Genomic DNA, 19,168 nt, shown 5'->3' with positions numbered 1-19,168 from the left:
GTCGCTTCAACGGTATAGTCGCGCTGGATTCGCTAAGGGCAAACTTACTCATGAAACGACTTTCGCTTGCCGTAACGGCACTTGCACTTCTGGTCTCGGCTTGCGGTCCGACGGTGACAGAGCCTCGGCTTGGCCCGGACGGCAAGCCGTTGCCGCAGGTGTATCGCCTTGGATTCGGGGAACAATCCCGCGTGCAGTTCCGGATGCTTGACGCCGTAAACGCGCTCCGGGCGTCGAACGGGCTGACGCAAGTCCAGCTGAGTGCAGAGTTGAATGCAGCCGCCGCGACCCACTCCCGCGACATGGCCGTGCAGAACCGCCCCTGGCACTTCGGCTCTGACGGATCGTCGCCCGTCGACCGGGTTCGCCGCGTCGGATACAATGGTCGCCTTGAAGGTGAAGCGATTTCCGAGACCTTCGAGACCGAGCTCGAGACGCTCGGCGCCTGGATGAACGAGACTGCCACGCGCGAAGTGATTCTCGACCCCGACGCGAACGACATGGGGTTCGACTATTTCCAAGAAGACGGCGGCAAGATCTGGTGGACTCTGGTGATGGGCTCGCAGCGCGCGCCGCAAGCGGTGTCAGAAGCGACGCCTGCCGTAACCTTCGGCCAAGGCTGACGCCTCTAAGGCTGACTTTGGCGCCGATCGTTATGGATAGATGTCGATCGGCGTGCCGTCCCGCACCATCGCATAGATCCACTCGATCTCTTTGTTCGAGACCGCGATGCATCCCCAGGTCCAGTCGCGTGGCTTGTCGGGCCGCGCTTCGCCGTGGATGAAGATGTCTCCGCCCGGCGAGCGACCGGCGGCGCGGGCGACCTCGACATCGACCGGATTGGGATAGGAAATGCCGATCGACAGGTGGAACGCCGAGTTCGGATTGCGGCGGTCGATGTAATAGGTACCTTCCGGCGTGCGACCGTCACCTTCGAACGCCTTGTGACCGTCGGGCGCGAATCCCAGCCCGATGTCGTAATCCTTGAGCACCTTGTAATGGTGCATCAGGAACAACTTTCGATCCTCCTTGAAGACGAGGACGCGCGTGACCTCTGGGCCGCGATAGGTCTTGAACTTGGATGGAGCGCACGCCGTGATGCCCAGCAGCAGCACGACAGCCAGAAGAAGTTTGATTGACCGCATTGTCCCCTGCCCGACAGGCGCCATTGTTTTGCCGACCTTTTACCGCAAAAATGGGCGTCAGAACAGCCGCTTGATTACGGCTCGGCAGGGCGACACCGTCACACGCGCGTGATCCGTGCCACCAGCTCGACATGGGGCGACCAGCGAAACTGGTCCACGACGTCGATCCAGTCGATCCGGTATCCCGCCGACACCAGACGTCGCGCGTCGCGGGCAAAGGTGACGGGATTGCAGGACACCGCCGCGACGACAGGCACATCGGACGCGGCAATCTGGTCCATCTGCGCCTCGGCCCCCGCACGCGGCGGGTCGATCACCACGGCATCATACCCGGCCAACTCGTCCGGCAGCAGCGGCCTGCGGAACAGATCGCGCTTTTCCTGCCTGATCGTGCGCAGCCCTTGCGCCTTGCGCCACGCGGTTTCGAGCGCGGCCAAAAGCGCGGCATCGCCCTCGACAGCAAGAACCTCGGCGCCGCGCGACAGCGGCAGCGCGAAGGTGCCGCACCCCGCAAACAGGTCGACGATTCGGCGGGCGGGGCCGACGGCTTCCTCCACGGCACGCCGCAGCGCGTCTTCGCCCTCGACAGTCGCCTGCAGAAACGCGCCCGGAGGCGGAACGACGGCTATGCCGTCCATCGACTGCACCGGCGGCGCACGTTCCGCGATCCATTCGCCGTCCCAGGTCAGGCGGGCCAGGCCGTGCTTGCCCACCTCCACCGCAAGCGCGGCACGCAGCGGGCCGTCAAGCGGCTTGCCGCCCCACACGGCGATATCCGCGCCCAGGTCGGACCATGTGATGGCAAAGCCAAGCTCGGCCTTCCGGCTGCCGCCAAGGATCGTCAGCCCCTCAAGCACCGGGCGCAGCGCGACGATCTGCGGCAGCAACAAAGTGCAGCCGGGAATATCCACGATCACGTCCGAGGCGCGGGCATGAAACCCCACCAGCGCGCCCTTCTTGGTGCGGCGCCCCGACAGCGTGGCCCGGCGACGCGACGCAGGCGGCGAGGTGTGGACGCCGCGAATCGGCGCATCGAGCCCCTGCGCGGCCAGCGCCGTGCACACCACTTCCGCCTTCCAGTCCGCGACAAAGCCATCCGAGGCATGTTGAAGCGCGCAGCCGCCGCAGGTCTTGAAGTGCCCGCACGGCGGGGAAACCCGTTGCGGGGAAGGCGTGACGATTCGCGGCGAAGGCATGCGGTCGCCGTCGATCTCGCCTGCGACCCTCTCACCCGGCAGGGTCAGGGGCACGAAAACGGGACCAGAGGCGATGCCGTCCCCCAGATGCCCCAGCCGTTCGATCGTCAGGTCTGTCACTCGGCCGCCTCGGTCAATCCGATGAAGCCACCCGACTGCCGGTCCCAGTAGCGGGCGTAAAGACCGCGCTTGGCCAGCAGCTCTCGGTGGGTGCCTTCCTCGACGATCCGCCCTTCGTCCAGAACCACGATCCGGTCCATCCGGGCAATCGTGGACAGCCGGTGCGCGACGGCCAGCACGGTCTTGCCCTCCATCACCTCGTCCAGCGCCACCTGGATTTCGGCCTCCACCTCGGAATCGAGCGCGCTTGTCGCCTCGTCCAGCACGAGGATCGGGGCATCCTTGAGAATGGCACGGGCCAGCGCGATGCGCTGGCGCTGCCCGCCCGACAGCTTGACCCCCCGCTCACCCAGATGCGCGGCATAGCCGGTGCGACCCTTGAAATCCTTCAGACCCAGGATGAACTCATGCGCCCGGGCGCGTTCCGCGGCGGTGACCATTTCTTCCTCGGTCGCGTCGGGGCGGCCATACAGGATGTTCTCGCGCGCCGAGCGGTTGAACATCGCGGTTTCCTGCGTGACCATGCCGATCTGCCGCCGCAGGCTTTCCTGCGTGACGCTGGCGATGTCGTGCCCGTCGATGCGAATGGTGCCTTTCTCGGCGTCATAGAGCCGCAACAGCAGCGCAACGAGGGTCGATTTCCCGGCGCCCGATGCACCGACAACGCCCAGTTTTTCGCCCTTGGCCACAGTCAGGTCGATGTCGTCGATGCCGCCGCTTTCCCTGCCATAGGTAAAGGTTACGCGATCGAAATGAACCTCGCCCGCGCTGGGCAGATCGACGGCATCTGGCGCATCGACCAGCGTATGCGGCGGCGTCAGCGTCTTCATGCCATCCTCGACCTCGCCGACATTGGCGTAGACCGCCATCAGGGTGAAGCTCACCCAGCCCGTCATTTGCGCGATGCGGATGGAAATGGCGCCGGACGCGGCGATATCGCCGGGGCTCGCCAATCCGCGCGACCAAAGGAACAGCGTCCCGCCGATCAGCATGACCGGAAGAATGCCAGCCACCGCCATCAGCGCAAAGCGAAAGCCCGCCGCCATCCAGCCGAAGGCAAGCGCGCGGTCACGGAACGTCGACATCGCGCCCAGCGCCGCGCGATCCTCGTGGTCGGCATGGGCGAACAGCTTGACCGTCTTGATGTTGGTCACAGTATCGACGACCTGGCCCGACACCATGGCCCGCGCCCCCGCCCGTGCCATCGACCGCGTGCGCACGCGCGGCATGAACCAGCGAATCATCCACAGATACCCCACCAGCCAGACAGCCAGCGACAGGGCGATCCAGCCGTTGATCGAGGTCAGCAGAACCGTCGAGGCCACCAGCGACGCCAGCGCAAAGGCGACGACGTTTATCATCTCGTTCGTCACCTCGGTGACGGCACGGGCGGTCTGCATCTGCTTTTGCGCGATCCGGCCCGCGAAATCGTCGTCGAAGAAGGTCACGGCCTGCCCCAGCGTCCAGCGGTGCAGCCGCGACAGGACCAGCGGGTTGAGGTTGGGCACAACGACGATCGAGTTCGCGGCAGAGGACAAGCCAAAGGCGATGGGGCGCAGGATCAGGAAGAAGGCGGTGACGCCCGCCACGAGGCCCCAGTTGGTGCTGAAGAAACTCGCGGGCGAGCCAGACCCCACAGCCGCGTCGATGACGATGCCCAGCAGCATCGCCGTCATCACCTCAAGCGTGCCCGCCACTGCCGAAATGGCGGCAGCCACCCAAAGCACAGGCATCGCCCCGCCAAGGCACCACAAGAAGAACGCGCCCAGCGTGCGCGGTGGCGGACCGTCAGCGGGACGGAAAGCGTCGATCAGATTTCCAAGTTTCATGAATCCTCGCCGGGCGCTGCATGCCCCGTGTCCGGTTCGATATAGCGTTCAAGGCGTTGAGGCAAAAACTGCCCCTGCGTCATTGGTCCTTTGCCGCTGCGCGCGCCAGCAGCGTGTCCCGGTCGAGCGTGAAGCCGGACGCGATCCAGTCGTCTTCAAGCTGCCGCAACCGGTCGCCCAGCGCCTTGCCGGTCCAGTCCGGCATCAGGTCCGCCGCCTCTATGGGAAACCGGGCCTTGGCGCCCTGTGCGATGTCCTCGGCCATGCGCGCCGGGAGCGGCGCCTCGTACAGCGCGGACCGCACAAGAATCGCGTCGCGGGCCAGATCGGCGCCGTGACGATAGGCGATGTCCGCTGTCCCCGTCTCGCCCAGCGCCATGTCTCGCACCAGCGACAGGCGCCGCGCATCGTCCTTCGACAACCGCAACCTGTCCACCGCACCTTCGCCGCCGAGGCTCGCAAGACGTCGGATCGCGTCCGGCACGGCCCCGACCGCGCCTTCCAGATGGACAAGGATTGGCAAGGCGCGCGACGACGCCCCGGGCAGGACCGGCAACAGACAGCCTGCCATCTCCATCGCGGCGAGGGATGGGGCGGGATCGGGCGCGGCCATCAGCTTGCGCATCTCGTGGCCGATCCGTTCGCGCGAAAGCGTCTCTATCCCGGCTGAACGCGCGGCGCAGGCGGCCAATCCTTCGGCGTCCAGTCCGGCAGACGGATCGCCATACCAGGCATGGAACCGAAAGAAGCGCAGGATGCGCAGGTAATCCTCGCGGATGCGCGCCTCTGCGTCGTCAATGAACCGCAACCGCCGCGCGGCCAGATCGTCCAGTCCCTGCCCCAGCGGGTCGATCACCGAGCCGTCAGGCCGCGCATAAAGCGCGTTCATGGTGAAATCGCGCCTGCGCGCATCCTCGGCCACATCACCGGTAAAGGCGACGACGGCGCGGCGACCATCGGTTTCCACGTCGCGCCGGAAGGTCGTGACCTCGTGCGGGACACCATCCGACACCACCGTCACCGTGCCGTGGTCCACACCGGTCGGAACCGGCTTCAGGCCCGCGGCGGTCGCCAGGGCCATGACACGGTCCGGCAGGGCATCCGTGGCGATGTCGATATCGTCCACCGGCGCGTCCAGAAGCGCGTTGCGAACGCAGCCGCCCACGAAGAGCGCGGCGTGCCCCCCTGCGGCCAGAATGTCGCACACTGCCCGCGTCTCGGGCCGCTGCATCCAGTCGGCCACGATCCGGGTCATGGCGCCATCCGGTCGGCCAGACCACGCAGGATACGCGCCGTGGCGCCCCAGATGTAATAGGGTCCCCAGGGCACGGTAAAGTAATACCGCCGCTGTCCACGCCAACGGCGCGATTGCACAAGGAAATTGGCTGGATCAACCAGATGGGCCAGCGGAACCTCGAACACCTCTTCGACCTCGCCCGCCTCGGGAATCGGGGTGAACGGCGCTGTCACCCGGGCGACCACTGGCGTCACCTTGAACCCGGTCACGGTCTCATGCGGCGCCATGGTGCCCAGAACCTCGACCGACCCGCGCGGCAAGGCGACTTCTTCCTCGGCCTCGCGCAGGGCGGCCGCGACGGCATCGGCATCGCCGGGATCGACCTTGCCGCCCGGAAACGCGATCTGACCCGGATGATGCTTGAGCGCCGAAGACCGTTTGGTCAGGATCACGCGCGGCGGATCGCCGACGATTGCGACCAGCACGCCCGCCTCGCGCAGCACCCGTCCCTCGGGCAGAACGACCTCGGGATTCAGGTCGAAATCGGACGACGCCGGTCGATCTTCGCCCAGCGCCGCAACGATCCTTCTGCGCCAGTCCGGCGCGCTATCCGTCGTCACCCGGAGCCTCCACCCCGTCAACGCCAAGCGTCGCGGGGTCAAACTCGTAATGTGCGCCGCAGAACTGGCAATCAGCGGTAACGATGCCGTCCTCGGTGACCATCGTCGCGATGTCCTCGGACGAATAGATCGACAGGCTTTCGCGGACCTTTTCCGCCGCACAGGTGCACCCGAACGCGACAGGCTGCGCATCGTAGACGCGCGGTCCTTCCTCGTGGAACAGCCGCACCAGCAACTCGGTCGGCGCGACCTGCGGGCCGATCAGCTCGAGCTCATCCGCGGTGTCGAGCAGCATGTTCGCGCGGTTCCAGTTCTCGTGCTCATCGCCGTCAAGGATATCCTCGGCCTCCAGCAGGCCGCCCTCGCCCGACCCGCCGCCGCTTGCGAAGGGCGATGCCTTGGGCATGTGTTGCAGCATCACGCCGCCCGCCCGCCACGCGGCGGGATCGCCGGGCGACTGCGCCTCGCCAAAGCTGAGCGCAAAGCGCGTGGGCAGCTGTTCGGACTGCGCGAAATAGGTCTGCGCGCAGTCGGAAAGGCTGGAGCCGGAGAGCGGCGTGATCCCCTGATACGGCATCATGCCCTGTCCCTGGTCGATCAGGATGGTGAAATATCCACCGTCGATCTGCTGGAACGGGGTCTTGGCAGGATCGAGTTTGTCCTGATCGAAGGCGGCATAGGCGCGGATGCGCGCAGGCTCTCCCTCGGCGGCGGGGGCGTAGTAGTCCGTCGCGATCAGCCGGATCGCGCCGCTACCCCGCACCTGGATCGACAGCCGCCAGCGCAGCTTGATCGTCTGGCCGATCAGCGCGGTCAGAAGCGCGGTTTCCGCCACCAGCGCCTCGACGGCGGGCGGATAGTTGTGCTGCTCCAGCACCTTTTCCAGAACTCCGTCAAGCCGCGCGACGCGACCCCGGATGTCCGAGCGGTCGAGTTGAAAGGGCAGGACGGTGTCATCCCACGCGATACGGGCACTGAGGCTCATGGGCACTTCTCAAGCTGTCTGGATTGGCATACCGCAGCCATATATGTGCGGCAACCGAGGCTGAAAGGGGGTCTACATGATCCGGCGCTATGGCGAGCCACCCGTGAAAGGTCAACGCTACTCCCACCGGCCCGGCGTGTATGCCGTGCTTTTGCGGGGGCGCAGCCTGCTTGTGACCCATCAGGCCGACCCCGATGACGAGTTCCAGCTTCCGGGCGGCGGCGTCGATCCGGGCGAACAGCCGCTGGCCGCCCTGCACCGCGAGGTGTTCGAGGAAACCGGCTGGTCCATGGGCAAACCGGTGCGCCTGGGGGCCTTTCGCCGCTTTGCCTACATGCCGGAGTACGACCGCTGGGCGGAAAAGCTGTGCACCATCTACCTTGCCCGTCCGTTGCGTGACCTTGGCCCGCCAACGGAACCCGGTCACACCGCGCTTTGGATGCCGATCGAGGTGGCGTGCGACAGGCTGGACAATGCAGGCGACCGCGCCTTCGTGCGTCAGGTCGCGTCGGCCCTGTAGTCGAACAGCACCGCCGAGACGTCGTCTTCAAAGCCGGCTGCGCCCGACCAGCGTTCCAGATCCCAAAGCAGCGCGTGCAGGAAACTGTCCCCGTCCAGCGCACGGTTTCTGCGCACCGCCGCCGCCAACCGGGCGTCGGAAAGCTGCGTGCCCGTCCTGTCCGCGACCTCTGACAGCCCGTCCGAAATCAGAAGCAGCCTGTCTCCGTCCTGCAGCGTGGTGTCGACTCGGTCCAGAAGCGGGGTGTCGAACAAGCCAAGCGGCTGACCCCCGGCACCCGGACGTTCCAGCACACCTGACCGGCGATGCAGGATCGGATGCGGTTGACCGGCCTGCACGAGGCACAGCCGGGCCGATGCAAAATCAAAACGCGCCATGATGAAGGTGCAATACAGATCGCTGTCGATCTCGGTCAGCATCAGGTCATTGAGCCGCGCCGCCACCTCGTCCGGGGCGCGCAGGCGGGTGCCGCCGGGGCCCGGCACAAGCGCGATGTTCTGATCGGCGCCCTTGCCCGACAGATAGCCCGCCAGCCGCGCCGTCATGAGGGCCGATGCGATGCCATGCCCCGACACGTCGATGGCATAAAGCGCGATCTCGGGGCCATCCGATTCGATCACGCCCACAAGGTCACCGCCGACATGGCCCGAAGGATGCAGCAACAGCGTCACCTCAGACGCGCCAATCCGGCGGTTCCGCCGCCGCACCAGCGATTGCTGCAATTTGCGCGCCTCGATCAGATCGCGTTCGATCACGGCATGAAGCGCCTCGGCTTCGGCCAGGGTGGTGGCCAGCAGCGCGTTCTTTTCGGACAACTGCCGTTCCATTCGAATGACACGCTCTCCGGCGCGGAGGCGCGCGCGCAGTTCGCCGCCATTGACCGGCTTGGTCAGGAAATCGTCCGCGCCCTTGTCGAGCCCTTCGGCCACGTCTGCCTTGCCGGATTTCGACGTCAGAAGAAGCGCATAGCCATAGCGCCCCACGGTCTCGGCGCGCCAGGCATGGATCAGGTCGGGGCCGCTGATGCCGGGCATCATCCAGTCGCTGATCAGGATATCCACGGGCTCGGCCCGGCATAGCGCAAGCGCCGCCTCTCCGCTTCCGGCCTCAAGCACGCGGTAACCCTCGCGCAGCAGCGCGCCGGTCAGAAGCCTGCGCTGAAGTCGGCTGTCATCGACGACGAGCACGGTCAGCGCATCGCCGACCGCCGCCTGTATGGCTGGCTGGTTCATTGTCTCACCCTCACGCGGAAGCCTTGGAGGACAAGCCTTGATGAAAACTGAAGCCTCGAATGCGACCGAAATCGCCGCTCCGGGTTAATCCCGAGGCAAGAGATGACAGCCACTCTGGCGCGGGGGTGCGATTTTGGCTGGGTGACAGGATGATTGACTGGACGCGCGTGAATGACCTGCGCTTCGAGATCGGGGAAGACGGGTTCCCCGAAGTCGTCGAGTTGTTCCTTGAAGAAGTCGAAGAAGTGATGGCGCGGCTCCTGTCCGCCGGGGACGCGGCGGACGAGGATCTTCACTTTCTAAAGGGCTCTGCCCTCAACCTCGGCTTTGCAGAGCTTGCGCGCCTTTGCGACACAGGCACGGGCACTGTGGCCGATCTGGCCGCCTGCTATGACCAATCGAAGGCGGAATTTCTGGCGAAGGCCGGGCTGTTGGCCGCCTAGAGAACGAACTCCGCCACCGTCTCGTCCGACGTGATGTCGCGGTAGGCAAAGCCTGCGGCGTCCATCTTGGCGAACAACGCGGGGAACGCGGCGGCGTCCTTGGTCTCGATCCCGATCAGGACCGTGCCGAAGTTGCGCGCCGATTTCTTGAGGTATTCGAACCGGGCGATGTCGTCGTCCGGCCCGAGCATGTCGAGGAAATCGCGCAAGGCACCGGGACGCTGCGGCAGGCGCAGCAGGAAATATTTCTTGAGGCCCGCGAACCGCTGCGCACGTTCCTTCACCTCTGGCAGGCGTTCGAAATCGAAATTGCCGCCCGATGTCACGCAGACCACCCGCTTGCCCGCGATCTGCGGGCGCAGCGCCTCGAGCACGTCGACCGCCAGCGCGCCCGCAGGTTCCAGCACGATCCCTTCCACGTTCAGCACCGACAGGATGGTGACGCAGATACGGTCCTCGGGGGCCAGAAGCACCCGTTCACGCGGCACACCCGACAGCCGCGCAAAGGTGCGCGCGCCGATCCGCGCGACCGACGCGCCATCGACGAAGGTGTCGACCTTGGGCAGCGTCACCGGCGCGCCTGCAGCCAAAGCCGCAGTAAGGCTGGCGCCGCCTTCGGGTTCCACGAACCAGAACTCGGTCTCGGGCGATACATCGCGGAAGTAGCTGAGCACGCCCGCCGACAACCCGCCGCCACCCACGGGCAGGATCACCACATCGGGCGCGCCGTCCATCTGCGCCAGCATCTCGACCGCGACCGAAGCCTGTCCCTCGATCACGTCCTCATCGTCGAAGGGCGACAGGAAATGCGCGCCAACCTCGGCGCAATGGTCCTGCGCGGCGGCGAGGGTCTGGTCGAAATAGTCACCGACCAGCCGCACCTCGACATGATCGCCGCCAAACATCCGGGTCTTGTCGATCTTCTGCTGCGGCGTCGTCACCGGCATGAAGATCACGCCGCGCGTTCCGAAATGGCGGCAGTTCCACGCCACGCCCTGCGCATGGTTTCCCGCACTGGCGCAGACAAAGACGTCCTGCGAGGGATCGGCATCCAGCACCTTGCGCATGGCGTTGAAGGCGCCGCGGATCTTGTAGGACCGCACCGGCGTCAGATCCTCGCGCTTGAGCCAGATGTCAGCGCCGTGCAGCCCGGACAGATGGTCGTTGCGCATCAGCGGCGTCGCGTCGAACACGGCGCGCATGGCGGCTTCGGCGGCTCGCGCCTTTTGCGGGAAATCGGTCATGGGCTTGGCTAGCAGGCGGCGCGTCATCCGCCAAGCCTAGTCGGGCGCGACCAGATGCGCCCTGAGCCGTTCGCGCACCGCCGGGGGGATCGCGGCGGACTTGCGCGTTTCGGGATCAAAGAACACCTCGACCAGATCATAGGTGGCGTGCAGATCGCCGGTGTCGGCGTGGAACATCCGCAGATGGAGCGTCGCCGATTTCGATCCGACCCGCGTGCAACAGCCGTCGATGCGGATCAGATCGCCCGCGACCAGTTCCTTGATGAAGTTCGTCGTCGCCTGCGCGGATACGGTGTGAACGCCGTGTTCGGGGATCATCACGGAATACGGCAGCCCAAGTAGGGTCCACATATGATAGCTCGCGTCGTCGAAGAACGGCGCGTAGTGGCGCACGTTCATGTGGCCGAAATGGTCGTGGTGCCACGGATGCACCACGCCCCTGAAACATTCGATCCGCTCGCCCATGTCCGGCCCTCCCTGCACTGCAAAACCAACCAGCCCGCGCCTCCGACTGCAAGCCCGCCTTGCCGTGCCCCCGCGCAAACGATATGCCGCCGGGCGAACAATCCGGAGCGTCCAATGTCCGCACCCAAGAAAGTCGTCCTCGCCTATTCGGGCGGTCTTGATACATCGATCATCCTGAAATGGCTGCAAACCGAGTATGGGTGCGAGGTCGTGACCTTTACCGCCGACCTTGGCCAGGGCGAGGAACTGGAACCTGCCCGCGCCAAAGCCGAGATGATGGGCGCCACCGGCATCTATATCGAGGACCTGCGCGAGGAATTCGTGCGCGACTTCGTGTTCCCGATGTTCCGCGCCAATGCGCTGTATGAGGGGCTGTATCTGCTGGGCACGTCCATCGCGCGCCCCTTGATTTCCAAGCGGCTGGTCGAGATCGCGGCCGAGACTGGCGCAGATGCCGTGGCGCATGGCGCGACCGGCAAGGGCAACGATCAGGTGCGGTTCGAACTGGCGGCCTATGCGCTCAACCCCGACATCAAGGTGATCGCGCCCTGGCGGCTGTGGGACCTGACCAGCCGGACCAAGCTGATCGACTTCGCCGAGAAGAACCAGATCCCGATCGCCAAGGACAAGCGCGGCGAAGCGCCGTTCTCGGTCGATGCGAACCTTCTGCACACCTCGTCCGAGGGCAAGGTGCTGGAAGACCCCGCTATTGATGCGCCGGCCTACGTCTACCAGCGCACCACCGACCCCGAAAACGCGCCCGATACCCCCGAATACGTCGAGATCGGGTTCGAGCGCGGGGATGCCGTATCGATCAATGGCGAGGCGATGTCGCCCGCCACGATCCTGACCAAGCTGAACGAACTGGGCGGCAAGCACGGCATCGGGCGTCTCGATCTGGTCGAGGGACGGTTTGTCGGGATGAAATCGCGCGGCATCTACGAGACGCCCGGCGGCACCCTGCTGCTTGAGGCCCATCGCGGGATCGAGCAGATCACGCTCGACCGCGGCGCGGCGCATCTCAAGGACGAGCTGATGCCGAAATACGCCGAACTGATCTACAACGGCTTCTGGTTCTCGCCAGAGCGCGAGATGCTGCAGGCGCTGATCGACCGCAGCCAAGAGCATGTGACCGGCACGGTGCGGCTCAAGCTCTACAAGGGTCTGGCCCGCACCGTTGGCCGCTGGTCGGATGCGTCGCTTTATTCCGAGGCGCATGTGACGTTCGAGGACGACGCAGGCGCATACGACCAGAAGGACGCGGCGGGCTTTATCCAGCTCAATGCGCTGCGGCTCAAGCTGTTGGCGGCGCGCAAGCGGCGGTTGGGCAAGTAGACCGTGACACTGGACGAAATTGCCGGAAAATTTCAGCGGGGGCTCAACAAGCGCCCGCTGGGTACGAGCGTGAAGTTCGATTGCGGCGAGGACGGCGCGATCACGGTAGACCATGACACCGCGCGGGTGGCAGATGAAGACGCGGCCTGCACGATCCGCATATCGCGCGGGAACCTCGAAAAGCTGATCGCGGGCGACCTGAACCCGATGACTGCCTTCGCGATGGGCAAGATCAAGGTCTCGGGCGATATGTCGGTGGCGCTGAAGCTGAGCCAGCTTCTGGGCTAGACCTTGCGTCGCAGAAACGCCTCGTGCGTCATGACCTTTGCCAGCGCGCGGCGGCGAAAGTCGATGTGCACGATCCGCCGGGTCTCGTTCACGCCGGACACGCGGCGGAAGAAGAACGAATGTTCGGTGAAATTGCCGGGTTCCATGATCCAGCGCACGATACTGGCGGTCAGCCCCTTGTAGGGCGCGATCATGTCGACGATCCAGAGGTTGTCGCCGGAATGCCAATCCTCGGGCGCCAGTGGCATGCCCTTCACCAGCCGCCTTGCCGCGTCGTCAGACAGCCAGCCCCATGTATACATTCCGCGCGGCACCTCGTCGAAGCGGAAGATGCGGAATTGTCCAAGGTGCACCGGCGGCTCGATATAGCTGCGCAGGGTGCCAAGCGGCATCTGGGTGTGGCGCGGGCTGCGAAAGGCGAGGAACAGAAGATCGCCGAACACGCGAAGCTGCTCCTCGCTCGGGGCTTCGACCGGGGGCAGCGCAAGCCCGTTCTGGTCGATCAGCCCCGTCATCCAACTTGTTCCAGCGAAGACACGGCGCCCCCCGCGTTGTCCTGCTCCAGCAGAACGTGAGCCTCCCAGGGGCGCAGGGCGATGCGCGCCGTCTTGCCATATCCATCGGGCCGCGCCAGTTGCGGGAACAACAGGACAAGCTCTTCGCGCACCTCTTCGTCCAGTTCCGACATCGAATAGACGCCGGGATGGAAGCTTTCGGTCGGAAGGCCCTCGGTCAGGATGATCTGGTGTGTGTCGAACAGGACATGGAAATACTCGACCGTGACCGCGCGGCTGTCCCGCCGGATGGTCTTGTCGTTCACAAGCGCCTTTGCGGGCGCCAGCACCTCAGGCTCTCCGAACAGCAGTTCCGCCCGCCAGTCGCTCAGAAGGATGCGGTGGTTGGGCGACACCGCAAGCGTCCGGCGCGGCAGCCCTTTGCCCAGCGCCTCGGCCTGTATCACGATCGGGCGCAACGTGTCGCTCTGGCGCAATTCCTCGGCGCTGACCTTGCGCGATCCAATCCAGCGCACCGGCTCGAACGCGCCATCCTTCGTCCGCACCAGATCCCCGATGCGCAAGAGTTCGACCGGAACCTCGCCGCGCTCCGTCTCGATCCGGGTGCCGCGCGTGACACAGATGAGGATGTTGACGGTGACCGTGTCGGTATAGCTGGTGCCGCCGTCCGTCCCCTGAACCGAGAACCGGTAGATCTGGTCGGTTCCGCTTTGGATCACGGCGGTGCGGTTTACGGTGAAGGTGTAGGTGCCCGTCGAGGTGTTGAAGCCAAGCGTGCCGAACGCGCCGCCTTCCAGGGTCGTGAAGACATACGGACTGCTGGATTCGCGCACGCCCCCAAATGTCCCGACCATCGAGAAATCACCCGTCACCGTCGAGGCTGACGGATCGGTCAGATCAAGCGTAAATGCCCATGCGTTCAGGCCTCCGGACGGATTGCCGGAGACGTCTTGTAGGTTGTAACCCATTGTCTTGCCTGCTCGATGCGCCAGTTTCGGCGCGTTATTTGGCGCAGGTTAACCCGAAACTCCGGTTGACCCAAGGTAAAATATCCACAGGCGCGGCTGGTTCGAACCAAGCAAGACATGAAAAGGCCCCGCTTCCGGGGAGGGGAAGCGGGGCCGCCGCGCGTGGGATGAGGTGCGGGACAGAAGCGCGCGGACCGCGATGCGGTTACTGACTAAAGTCTCGCGCACCGCCCCCGGTTCCCGCCCTGCAGAAAAATTTTCAGCGCGCGGCGTAAAGCGTTTCATAGAAGGGCATCGCCTGCGCGACATGATCGGCAAGCAGCCCCTCGACGGGAGGCAGCGACCGGTCTTCAGCCTCGAATCCGGTGCTTTGATGCACTTGCCCGTACCAGACGGGCGCCCAGACCCCGTCATCGGGATGGCCGCCCGCAGGCCAGCGCAGCATGCGGTCGGAGAACGCTAGCCCGATCCGGTCGCACAGCGCGCCCAGCGCCGCCTCTGGGTCCGCCTTGATATCGGCGGCATCCACGACGATCGGGCGCTTGCCGCCCGCGACAAGCAGGTCGAACAAGTCTGCCTGCTGGCGAAAGCCAAGCTCGTCAAAACTCGGATGCTCGCGCTTCTTGGCGAAACTGGCGACGACACGGGCGGGATGCCGGATCAGGAAGACATTGGTCAGCCCCATGATCCAGTCGCGGGGGATGTCCGGCAGCATGTGCTGAGCCATGTGTTTCTGGTAGAAATGCGCCTTGCCCCACGGCACGGGGCCGATCAGCCGCTCGATCACCTTGCCTGCATCCGGTTCCCCGGCCGCCATGATACTGTCTCGCATGGGATGCGGCAGGCCCGTGCGTGTCAGGTAGCTGGAATAGAATGGCTCGTCCCAGACCGCGACATCGCCGCGCGCTGCGAAGGAATACATCAACGCGGTCGACAGGTTGCGGGGACCGGACCAGACGGCAAGATGCATCAGGATGTCTCCGCTTCCACCAGCGCCTTGTACAGATCGCGGATACGTGCGGTGACCGGGCCAAGCGTTCCGTCTCCGATCTGCCGCCCGTCGATTTCCGCAACGGGCGTCTGCGCGCCGAAGGTGCCTGTCAGGAACGCCTCGTCCGCGCCGTAGGCATCGACCAGCGAGAAATTGCGCTCGAACACCGGAATTCCGTTCGCGTGGCACAGGTCTATCACCTTCTGACGCGTGATCCCGTTCATGCAGTAATCGCCGGTCGAGGTCCAAACGGCGCCCTTGCGGACAATGAAGAAATTGCAGCTGTTCGTCGTGTTCACGAAGCCGTGGACATCCAGCATCAGCGCCTCGTCCGCGCCAGCCTTCTCGGCCGCGATGCAGGCGAGGATGCAGTTCAGCTTGGAATGGCTGTTCAGCTTGGGATCCTGCGTCATCGGCAGCCCGCGCAAGTGTGGCACGGTGGCCAGCCGGATCGGGCGCGGCAGAACGGGCCTCGAGTGCTCCATGATGATGACCATCGTCGGCCCCTGGCGCGACAGCGACGGGTGCTGGAACGGGCGCGCCTTGACGCCCCGCGTCACCATCAGGCGCGCATGGGCATCGCTTGTCATGCCATTGGCCGCACGCGTCGCCTCCAGTGCGGCGATGACGCCTGCCCTGTCCATCCTCAGGTCAAGGTCGATGGCCTTGGCCGCTTCGAACAGGCGGTCCATGTGATCGTCCAGGAACGCCCAGCGCCCGTTGTGAAGCCGCAGACCCTCCCACACGCCGTCGCCCAGCATGAAGCCGGAATCGAACACGCTGACCACGGCATCGACGCGCGGAACGACGCGACCGTCTACATAGATCAGCACATGATTGTTGCGCGGATCGTCTTCGGCCTGATGGGCAGTCACTTCGATATCATTCGTCATGCCGGTGACGCTAGACGCGGACCTCTGCCTGTCCAAGCGATAACCGCCCGTCACCAACGCGTGACATCCGATTGCAGTGGATTGCCCGCCGCCGGAGACCTGCCCATGCTCTGCGCAACATCCTTGAGGAGGAGATCCAATGTCCATTCGCACATCGCTTGCCCGCCCCGCCGCCCTGATCGCCGCGCTTGCGGCCGGTCTGGCCCTGCAAACCACCGAAACGAACGCCGCACCGATCGAGACGGCGCTGGTTGCAGGCGGCTGCTTCTGGTGCGTCGAGGCCGATTTCGAGAAGGTCAACGGCGTGCAGGAGGTCGTGTCGGGCTTTGCCGGGGGCACCGTGGCGAACCCGACCTACAAGCAGGTGACGGGCGGCGGGACCGGGCATTACGAGGTCGCCGAGATCCGCTATGACCCCGATGTGGTCAGCTACGCGCAACTGATGCAGCTTTTCTTTCGCTCGGTCGATCCGACCGATGCAGGCGGCCAGTTCTGCGACCGTGGCGAAAGCTATCGCACCGCGATCTTCGCGGACGGTCCTGAAGAACGCCAGATCGCCGAGCAGGCCAAGGCCGCCGCACAGGCCGAGCTTGGGCAGCAGATCGTGACGCCGGTCCTGGAGGATGCGCCGTTCTACGCCGCTGACAGCTATCATCAGGATTACTACAAGAGCGAGGACCTGATCCTGACCCGCTTTGGGCCACGGTCCAAGGCATCGGCCTACAAGCTGTATCGCAACGCCTGCGGCCGCGACGACCGGGTGCGCGCGCTTTGGGGCAATGACGCGCCGTTTGTCGGATCGTCTTCCTGACGCTCTGAATACTTTTTGAGATTAGAGGCCCCGGCACGACGCCGGGGCCTTTTTCGTCTCTATTTCACCTTGCAGGCCGCAAGCCGCGCCATGTTCAGGATGTCGCCCACGGTCGAGACCGTCGAACAGATCTGGATCGGCTTGTCGACGCCGGACAGGATCGGGCCGATCACCGTGGCCCCCGCCATTTCCTGCATCAGCTTGACCGAGATCGACGCGGAATGCCGGGCGGGCACGACAAGGATGTTCGCCGGACCGGTCAGACGCTGGAACGGATAATTCGCCATCGCGTCGCGGTTCAGGGCCACATCGACCGCCATCTCGCCCTCGTACTCGAAATCGACGCCGCGCCGGTCCAGAACCAGCGGCGCGCGGTGCATTTTCTCCGCGCGCTCGGATTTTGGATAGCCGAAGGTCGAAAAGCTGACGAAGGCCACGCGCGGCTCCAGCCCCAGGTCGCGCGCGACGGCGGCGGCTTGGGTGGCGATGGTGGCCAGATCCTCTTCATCCGGCCATTCATGCACCAGAGTGTCGGCGATCAGCACGATGCGCCCCTTGTGCAGGATCGCAGTCACGCCGACCGCGCCATCCTCTGGCCGGATGTCGAATACGTGGTTTATCAGCTCCAGCACATGCGCCGATTTCCGGGTCGCGCCAGTAATCATCGCGTCGCCGTCCCCGCGCGCCAGCATCAGCGCCGCAAAGACATGGCGATCACGGGTCGCAAGGCGGTGGATGTCGCGCGCATCGAACCCGCGCCGCTGCATCCGTGCATAAAGCTGTTCCTTGTAGACCTCCATGTGCGGAGAGATCGCTGCATTGACGATCTCGATCTCGCGGTGCGCCTCCGCCAGCCCGGCGGTCGCCAGCTTTTCTTTCACGTCCGCCTCTCGGCCCACGACAACCGCCTGCCCCAACCCGGCGCGCACATAGGCGACGGCGGCGCGCAGAACGCGGGGATCGTCGCCTTCGGCAAAGATCATGCGGGCCTGCGCCTGCTTGGCGCGGGCGTTGATCGACTGAAGGATCGACGCGGTGGGGTCCATCCGTTCGCGAAGCCGCTGTTCGTAGCCGTCCATGTCGACGATGGGCCGACGGGCGACCCCGGTGTCCATCCCAGCCCGCGCCACGGCGGGGGGAATCCGGTGGATCAGGCGGGGATCGAAGGGCGCGGGGATGATGTAGTCGCGCCCGAAGGCCAGTTTGCGCCCATAGGCCATGGCGACCTCGTCCGGCACGTCCTCTCGGGCCAAAGCGGCCAAGGCCTCGGCGCAGGCGATCTTCATCTCGTCGTTGATCGCGCGGGCGTGGATATCGAGAGCACCGCGAAACAGGTAGGGAAAGCCCAGGACGTTGTTGACCTGGTTGGGATAGTCCGAGCGCCCGGTGGCGACGATGGCATCGGGCCGCACCTCATGCGCGTCTTCGGGGGTGATTTCGGGGTCGGGATTCGCCATGGCGAAAATCACCGGGTTCTCGGCCATGCCCTTGACCATGTCCTGCGTGACGGCGCCGCGCACGGAAACACCCAGAAAGACGTCGGCATCCTTCATCGCCTCTTCCAGCGTGCGCGCCTCGGTCACGATGGCATGGGCTGATTTCCACTGGTTCATGCCCTCTGTGCGGCCCTGCCAGATCACGCCCTTGGTGTCGCAGACGATGCAGTTGTCATGCCGCGCGCCCATGCGTTTCAAGAGTTCGATACAGGCGATCCCGGCGGCCCCCGCGCCGTTCAGCACGATCTTGCAATCTTCGATCTTCTTGCCCGACAGGTGCAGCGCGTTGATAAGACCGGCGGCGCAGATCACGGCGGTGCCGTGCTGGTCGTCATGGAAGACGGGGATGTCCATCTCTTCCTTGAGGCGCTGCTCGATGATGAAGCACTCGGGCGCCTTGATGTCTTCAAGGTTGATGCCGCCGAACGTCGGGCCCATCAGCTTGACCGCCGCGCAGAAGGCGTCGGGGTCTTCGGTGTCCAGCTCGATGTCGATGGAATTGACGTCGGCAAAGCGTTTGAACAGCACCGCCTTGCCTTCCATCACCGGCTTGGATCCTAGCGCGCCAAGGTTGCCAAGGCCCAGAACGGCGGTGCCGTTCGAGATCACGGCGACAAGATTGCCCTTGTTGGTGTAGTCGTAGGCCAGTTCGGGGTTGGCGGCGATATCCTCGCACGGGACCGCGACACCGGGGGAATAGGCCAGCGACAGGTCGCGCTGGCTGGTCATCGGCACGGTGGCGTTCACTTCCCACTTGCCGGGCGTCGGCTCCATGTGAAAGCGCAGCGCTTCTTCACGCGTGAATCGCGGTGTGGCCATCGGTGTCCCTCCCCTG

General features: G+C 65.1%; 20 protein-coding genes. 6 read left to right on the top strand and 14 right to left on the bottom strand.

Annotated elements, in window-relative coordinates:
• Positions 1-50 precede the first annotated feature (50 nt).
• Complete coding sequence (dalA, locus tag KTJ87_RS14225) at positions 51-623, top strand: divisome-associated lipoprotein DalA (RefSeq protein ID WP_267139803.1); 573 nt, start codon at positions 51-53, stop codon at positions 621-623.
• 30 nt (positions 624-653) lie between these two features.
• Here dalA and KTJ87_RS14220 read toward each other — a convergent pair whose 3' ends face one another.
• From KTJ87_RS14220 to hslO, 6 genes are all read right to left on the bottom strand, one after another.
• The gene (locus KTJ87_RS14220; RefSeq protein ID WP_267139802.1) at positions 654-1,145 is read right to left on the bottom strand and encodes a L,D-transpeptidase family protein; all 492 of its coding nucleotides are present in this window, start codon (positions 1,143-1,145) and stop codon (positions 654-656) included.
• 98 nt (positions 1,146-1,243) lie between these two features.
• On the bottom strand, positions 1,244-2,461 hold the full coding sequence (locus tag KTJ87_RS14215; protein ID WP_267139801.1) for a class I SAM-dependent RNA methyltransferase: 1,218 nt from the start codon (positions 2,459-2,461) through the stop codon (positions 1,244-1,246).
• Positions 2,458-4,290 carry an ABC transporter ATP-binding protein gene (locus tag KTJ87_RS14210; protein ID WP_267139800.1) on the bottom strand — a complete coding sequence of 611 codons (1,833 nt, stop codon included), beginning with the start codon at positions 4,288-4,290 and terminating at the stop codon, positions 2,458-2,460. The genes KTJ87_RS14215 and KTJ87_RS14210 overlap by 4 nt, the downstream gene beginning before the upstream one ends.
• Positions 4,291-4,369: 79 nt before the next feature.
• Entirely contained in the window at positions 4,370-5,545 is a 1,176-nt protein-coding gene (locus tag KTJ87_RS14205; protein ID WP_267139799.1) for a CCA tRNA nucleotidyltransferase, read from the bottom strand.
• The gene (locus KTJ87_RS14200) at positions 5,542-6,147 is read right to left on the bottom strand and encodes a CoA pyrophosphatase (RefSeq protein WP_407650498.1); all 606 of its coding nucleotides are present in this window, start codon (positions 6,145-6,147) and stop codon (positions 5,542-5,544) included. The genes KTJ87_RS14205 and KTJ87_RS14200 overlap by 4 nt, the downstream gene beginning before the upstream one ends.
• Entirely contained in the window at positions 6,134-7,132 is a 999-nt protein-coding gene (gene hslO, locus KTJ87_RS14195; RefSeq protein WP_267139798.1) for an Hsp33 family molecular chaperone HslO, read from the bottom strand. The genes KTJ87_RS14200 and hslO overlap by 14 nt, the downstream gene beginning before the upstream one ends.
• A gap of 76 nt (positions 7,133-7,208) precedes the next feature.
• Here hslO and KTJ87_RS14190 point away from each other — a divergent pair, with 76 nt between their 5' ends.
• The gene (locus KTJ87_RS14190) at positions 7,209-7,652 is read left to right on the top strand and encodes an NUDIX hydrolase (protein WP_267139797.1); all 444 of its coding nucleotides are present in this window, start codon (positions 7,209-7,211) and stop codon (positions 7,650-7,652) included.
• On the opposite strand, the gene KTJ87_RS14185 is transcribed toward KTJ87_RS14190, so the two are convergent.
• Positions 7,631-8,884, bottom strand: a complete 1,254-nt coding sequence (locus KTJ87_RS14185) for a PP2C family protein-serine/threonine phosphatase (protein WP_267139796.1) — start codon at positions 8,882-8,884, stop codon at positions 7,631-7,633. The two genes, KTJ87_RS14190 and KTJ87_RS14185, sit on opposite strands and share 22 nt — an antisense overlap.
• 149 nt (positions 8,885-9,033) lie before the next feature.
• On the opposite strand from KTJ87_RS14185, the gene KTJ87_RS14180 reads away from it, so the two are divergent.
• Positions 9,034-9,327 (top strand): Hpt domain-containing protein, encoded by a 294-nt coding sequence (locus tag KTJ87_RS14180; protein WP_267139795.1) that lies wholly within the window; start codon positions 9,034-9,036, stop codon positions 9,325-9,327.
• On the opposite strand, the gene ilvA is transcribed toward KTJ87_RS14180, so the two are convergent.
• On the bottom strand, positions 9,324-10,571 hold the full coding sequence (gene ilvA, locus KTJ87_RS14175; protein ID WP_267140023.1) for a threonine ammonia-lyase IlvA: 1,248 nt from the start codon (positions 10,569-10,571) through the stop codon (positions 9,324-9,326). The two genes, KTJ87_RS14180 and ilvA, sit on opposite strands and share 4 nt — an antisense overlap.
• Before the next feature lie 36 nt (positions 10,572-10,607).
• On the bottom strand, positions 10,608-11,036 hold the full coding sequence (locus KTJ87_RS14170) for an acyl-CoA thioesterase (RefSeq protein WP_267139794.1): 429 nt from the start codon (positions 11,034-11,036) through the stop codon (positions 10,608-10,610).
• 114 nt (positions 11,037-11,150) lie between these two features.
• Here KTJ87_RS14170 and KTJ87_RS14165 point away from each other — a divergent pair, with 114 nt between their 5' ends.
• Positions 11,151-12,371 carry an argininosuccinate synthase gene (locus KTJ87_RS14165; protein WP_267139793.1) on the top strand — a complete coding sequence of 407 codons (1,221 nt, stop codon included), beginning with the start codon at positions 11,151-11,153 and terminating at the stop codon, positions 12,369-12,371.
• A 3-nt stretch (positions 12,372-12,374) separates the two neighbouring features.
• Entirely contained in the window at positions 12,375-12,659 is a 285-nt protein-coding gene (locus KTJ87_RS14160) for an SCP2 sterol-binding domain-containing protein (RefSeq protein WP_267139792.1), read from the top strand.
• On the opposite strand, the gene KTJ87_RS14155 is transcribed toward KTJ87_RS14160, so the two are convergent.
• The 4 genes from KTJ87_RS14155 to KTJ87_RS14140 all read right to left on the bottom strand — a co-directional run bounded on the left by KTJ87_RS14155 (position 12,656) and on the right by KTJ87_RS14140 (position 16,026).
• Positions 12,656-13,174 (bottom strand): toxin-activating lysine-acyltransferase, encoded by a 519-nt coding sequence (locus KTJ87_RS14155; protein WP_267139791.1) that lies wholly within the window; start codon positions 13,172-13,174, stop codon positions 12,656-12,658. The genes KTJ87_RS14160 and KTJ87_RS14155 overlap by 4 nt on opposite strands.
• Complete coding sequence (locus KTJ87_RS14150) at positions 13,171-14,142, bottom strand: Hint domain-containing protein (RefSeq protein ID WP_267139790.1); 972 nt, start codon at positions 14,140-14,142, stop codon at positions 13,171-13,173. Before KTJ87_RS14150 ends, KTJ87_RS14155 begins: the two co-directional genes overlap by 4 nt.
• Before the next feature lie 259 nt (positions 14,143-14,401).
• Positions 14,402-15,112 carry a sulfotransferase-like domain-containing protein gene (locus KTJ87_RS14145; RefSeq protein WP_267139789.1) on the bottom strand — a complete coding sequence of 237 codons (711 nt, stop codon included), beginning with the start codon at positions 15,110-15,112 and terminating at the stop codon, positions 14,402-14,404.
• Positions 15,112-16,026, bottom strand: coding sequence for a D-amino acid aminotransferase (locus tag KTJ87_RS14140; RefSeq protein WP_267139788.1), 915 nt, complete (start codon positions 16,024-16,026; stop codon positions 15,112-15,114). The genes KTJ87_RS14145 and KTJ87_RS14140 overlap by 1 nt, the downstream gene beginning before the upstream one ends.
• 139 nt (positions 16,027-16,165) lie before the next feature.
• Here KTJ87_RS14140 and msrA point away from each other — a divergent pair, with 139 nt between their 5' ends.
• Positions 16,166-16,837, top strand: coding sequence for a peptide-methionine (S)-S-oxide reductase MsrA (gene msrA, locus KTJ87_RS14135; protein ID WP_267139787.1), 672 nt, complete (start codon positions 16,166-16,168; stop codon positions 16,835-16,837).
• 59 nt (positions 16,838-16,896) lie between these two features.
• Here the strand turns inward: msrA and KTJ87_RS14130 are convergent, their stop codons facing one another.
• Positions 16,897-19,152, bottom strand: coding sequence for an NADP-dependent malic enzyme (locus KTJ87_RS14130; protein WP_267139786.1), 2,256 nt, complete (start codon positions 19,150-19,152; stop codon positions 16,897-16,899).
• Between the last annotated feature and the right edge of the window lie 16 nt (positions 19,153-19,168).

The organism is Anianabacter salinae (assembly GCF_019061145.1).
Taxonomy (GTDB): domain Bacteria; phylum Pseudomonadota; class Alphaproteobacteria; order Rhodobacterales; family Rhodobacteraceae; genus Anianibacter; species Anianibacter salinarum.
This window is presented reverse-complemented; position numbering and strand designations above follow the sequence as displayed.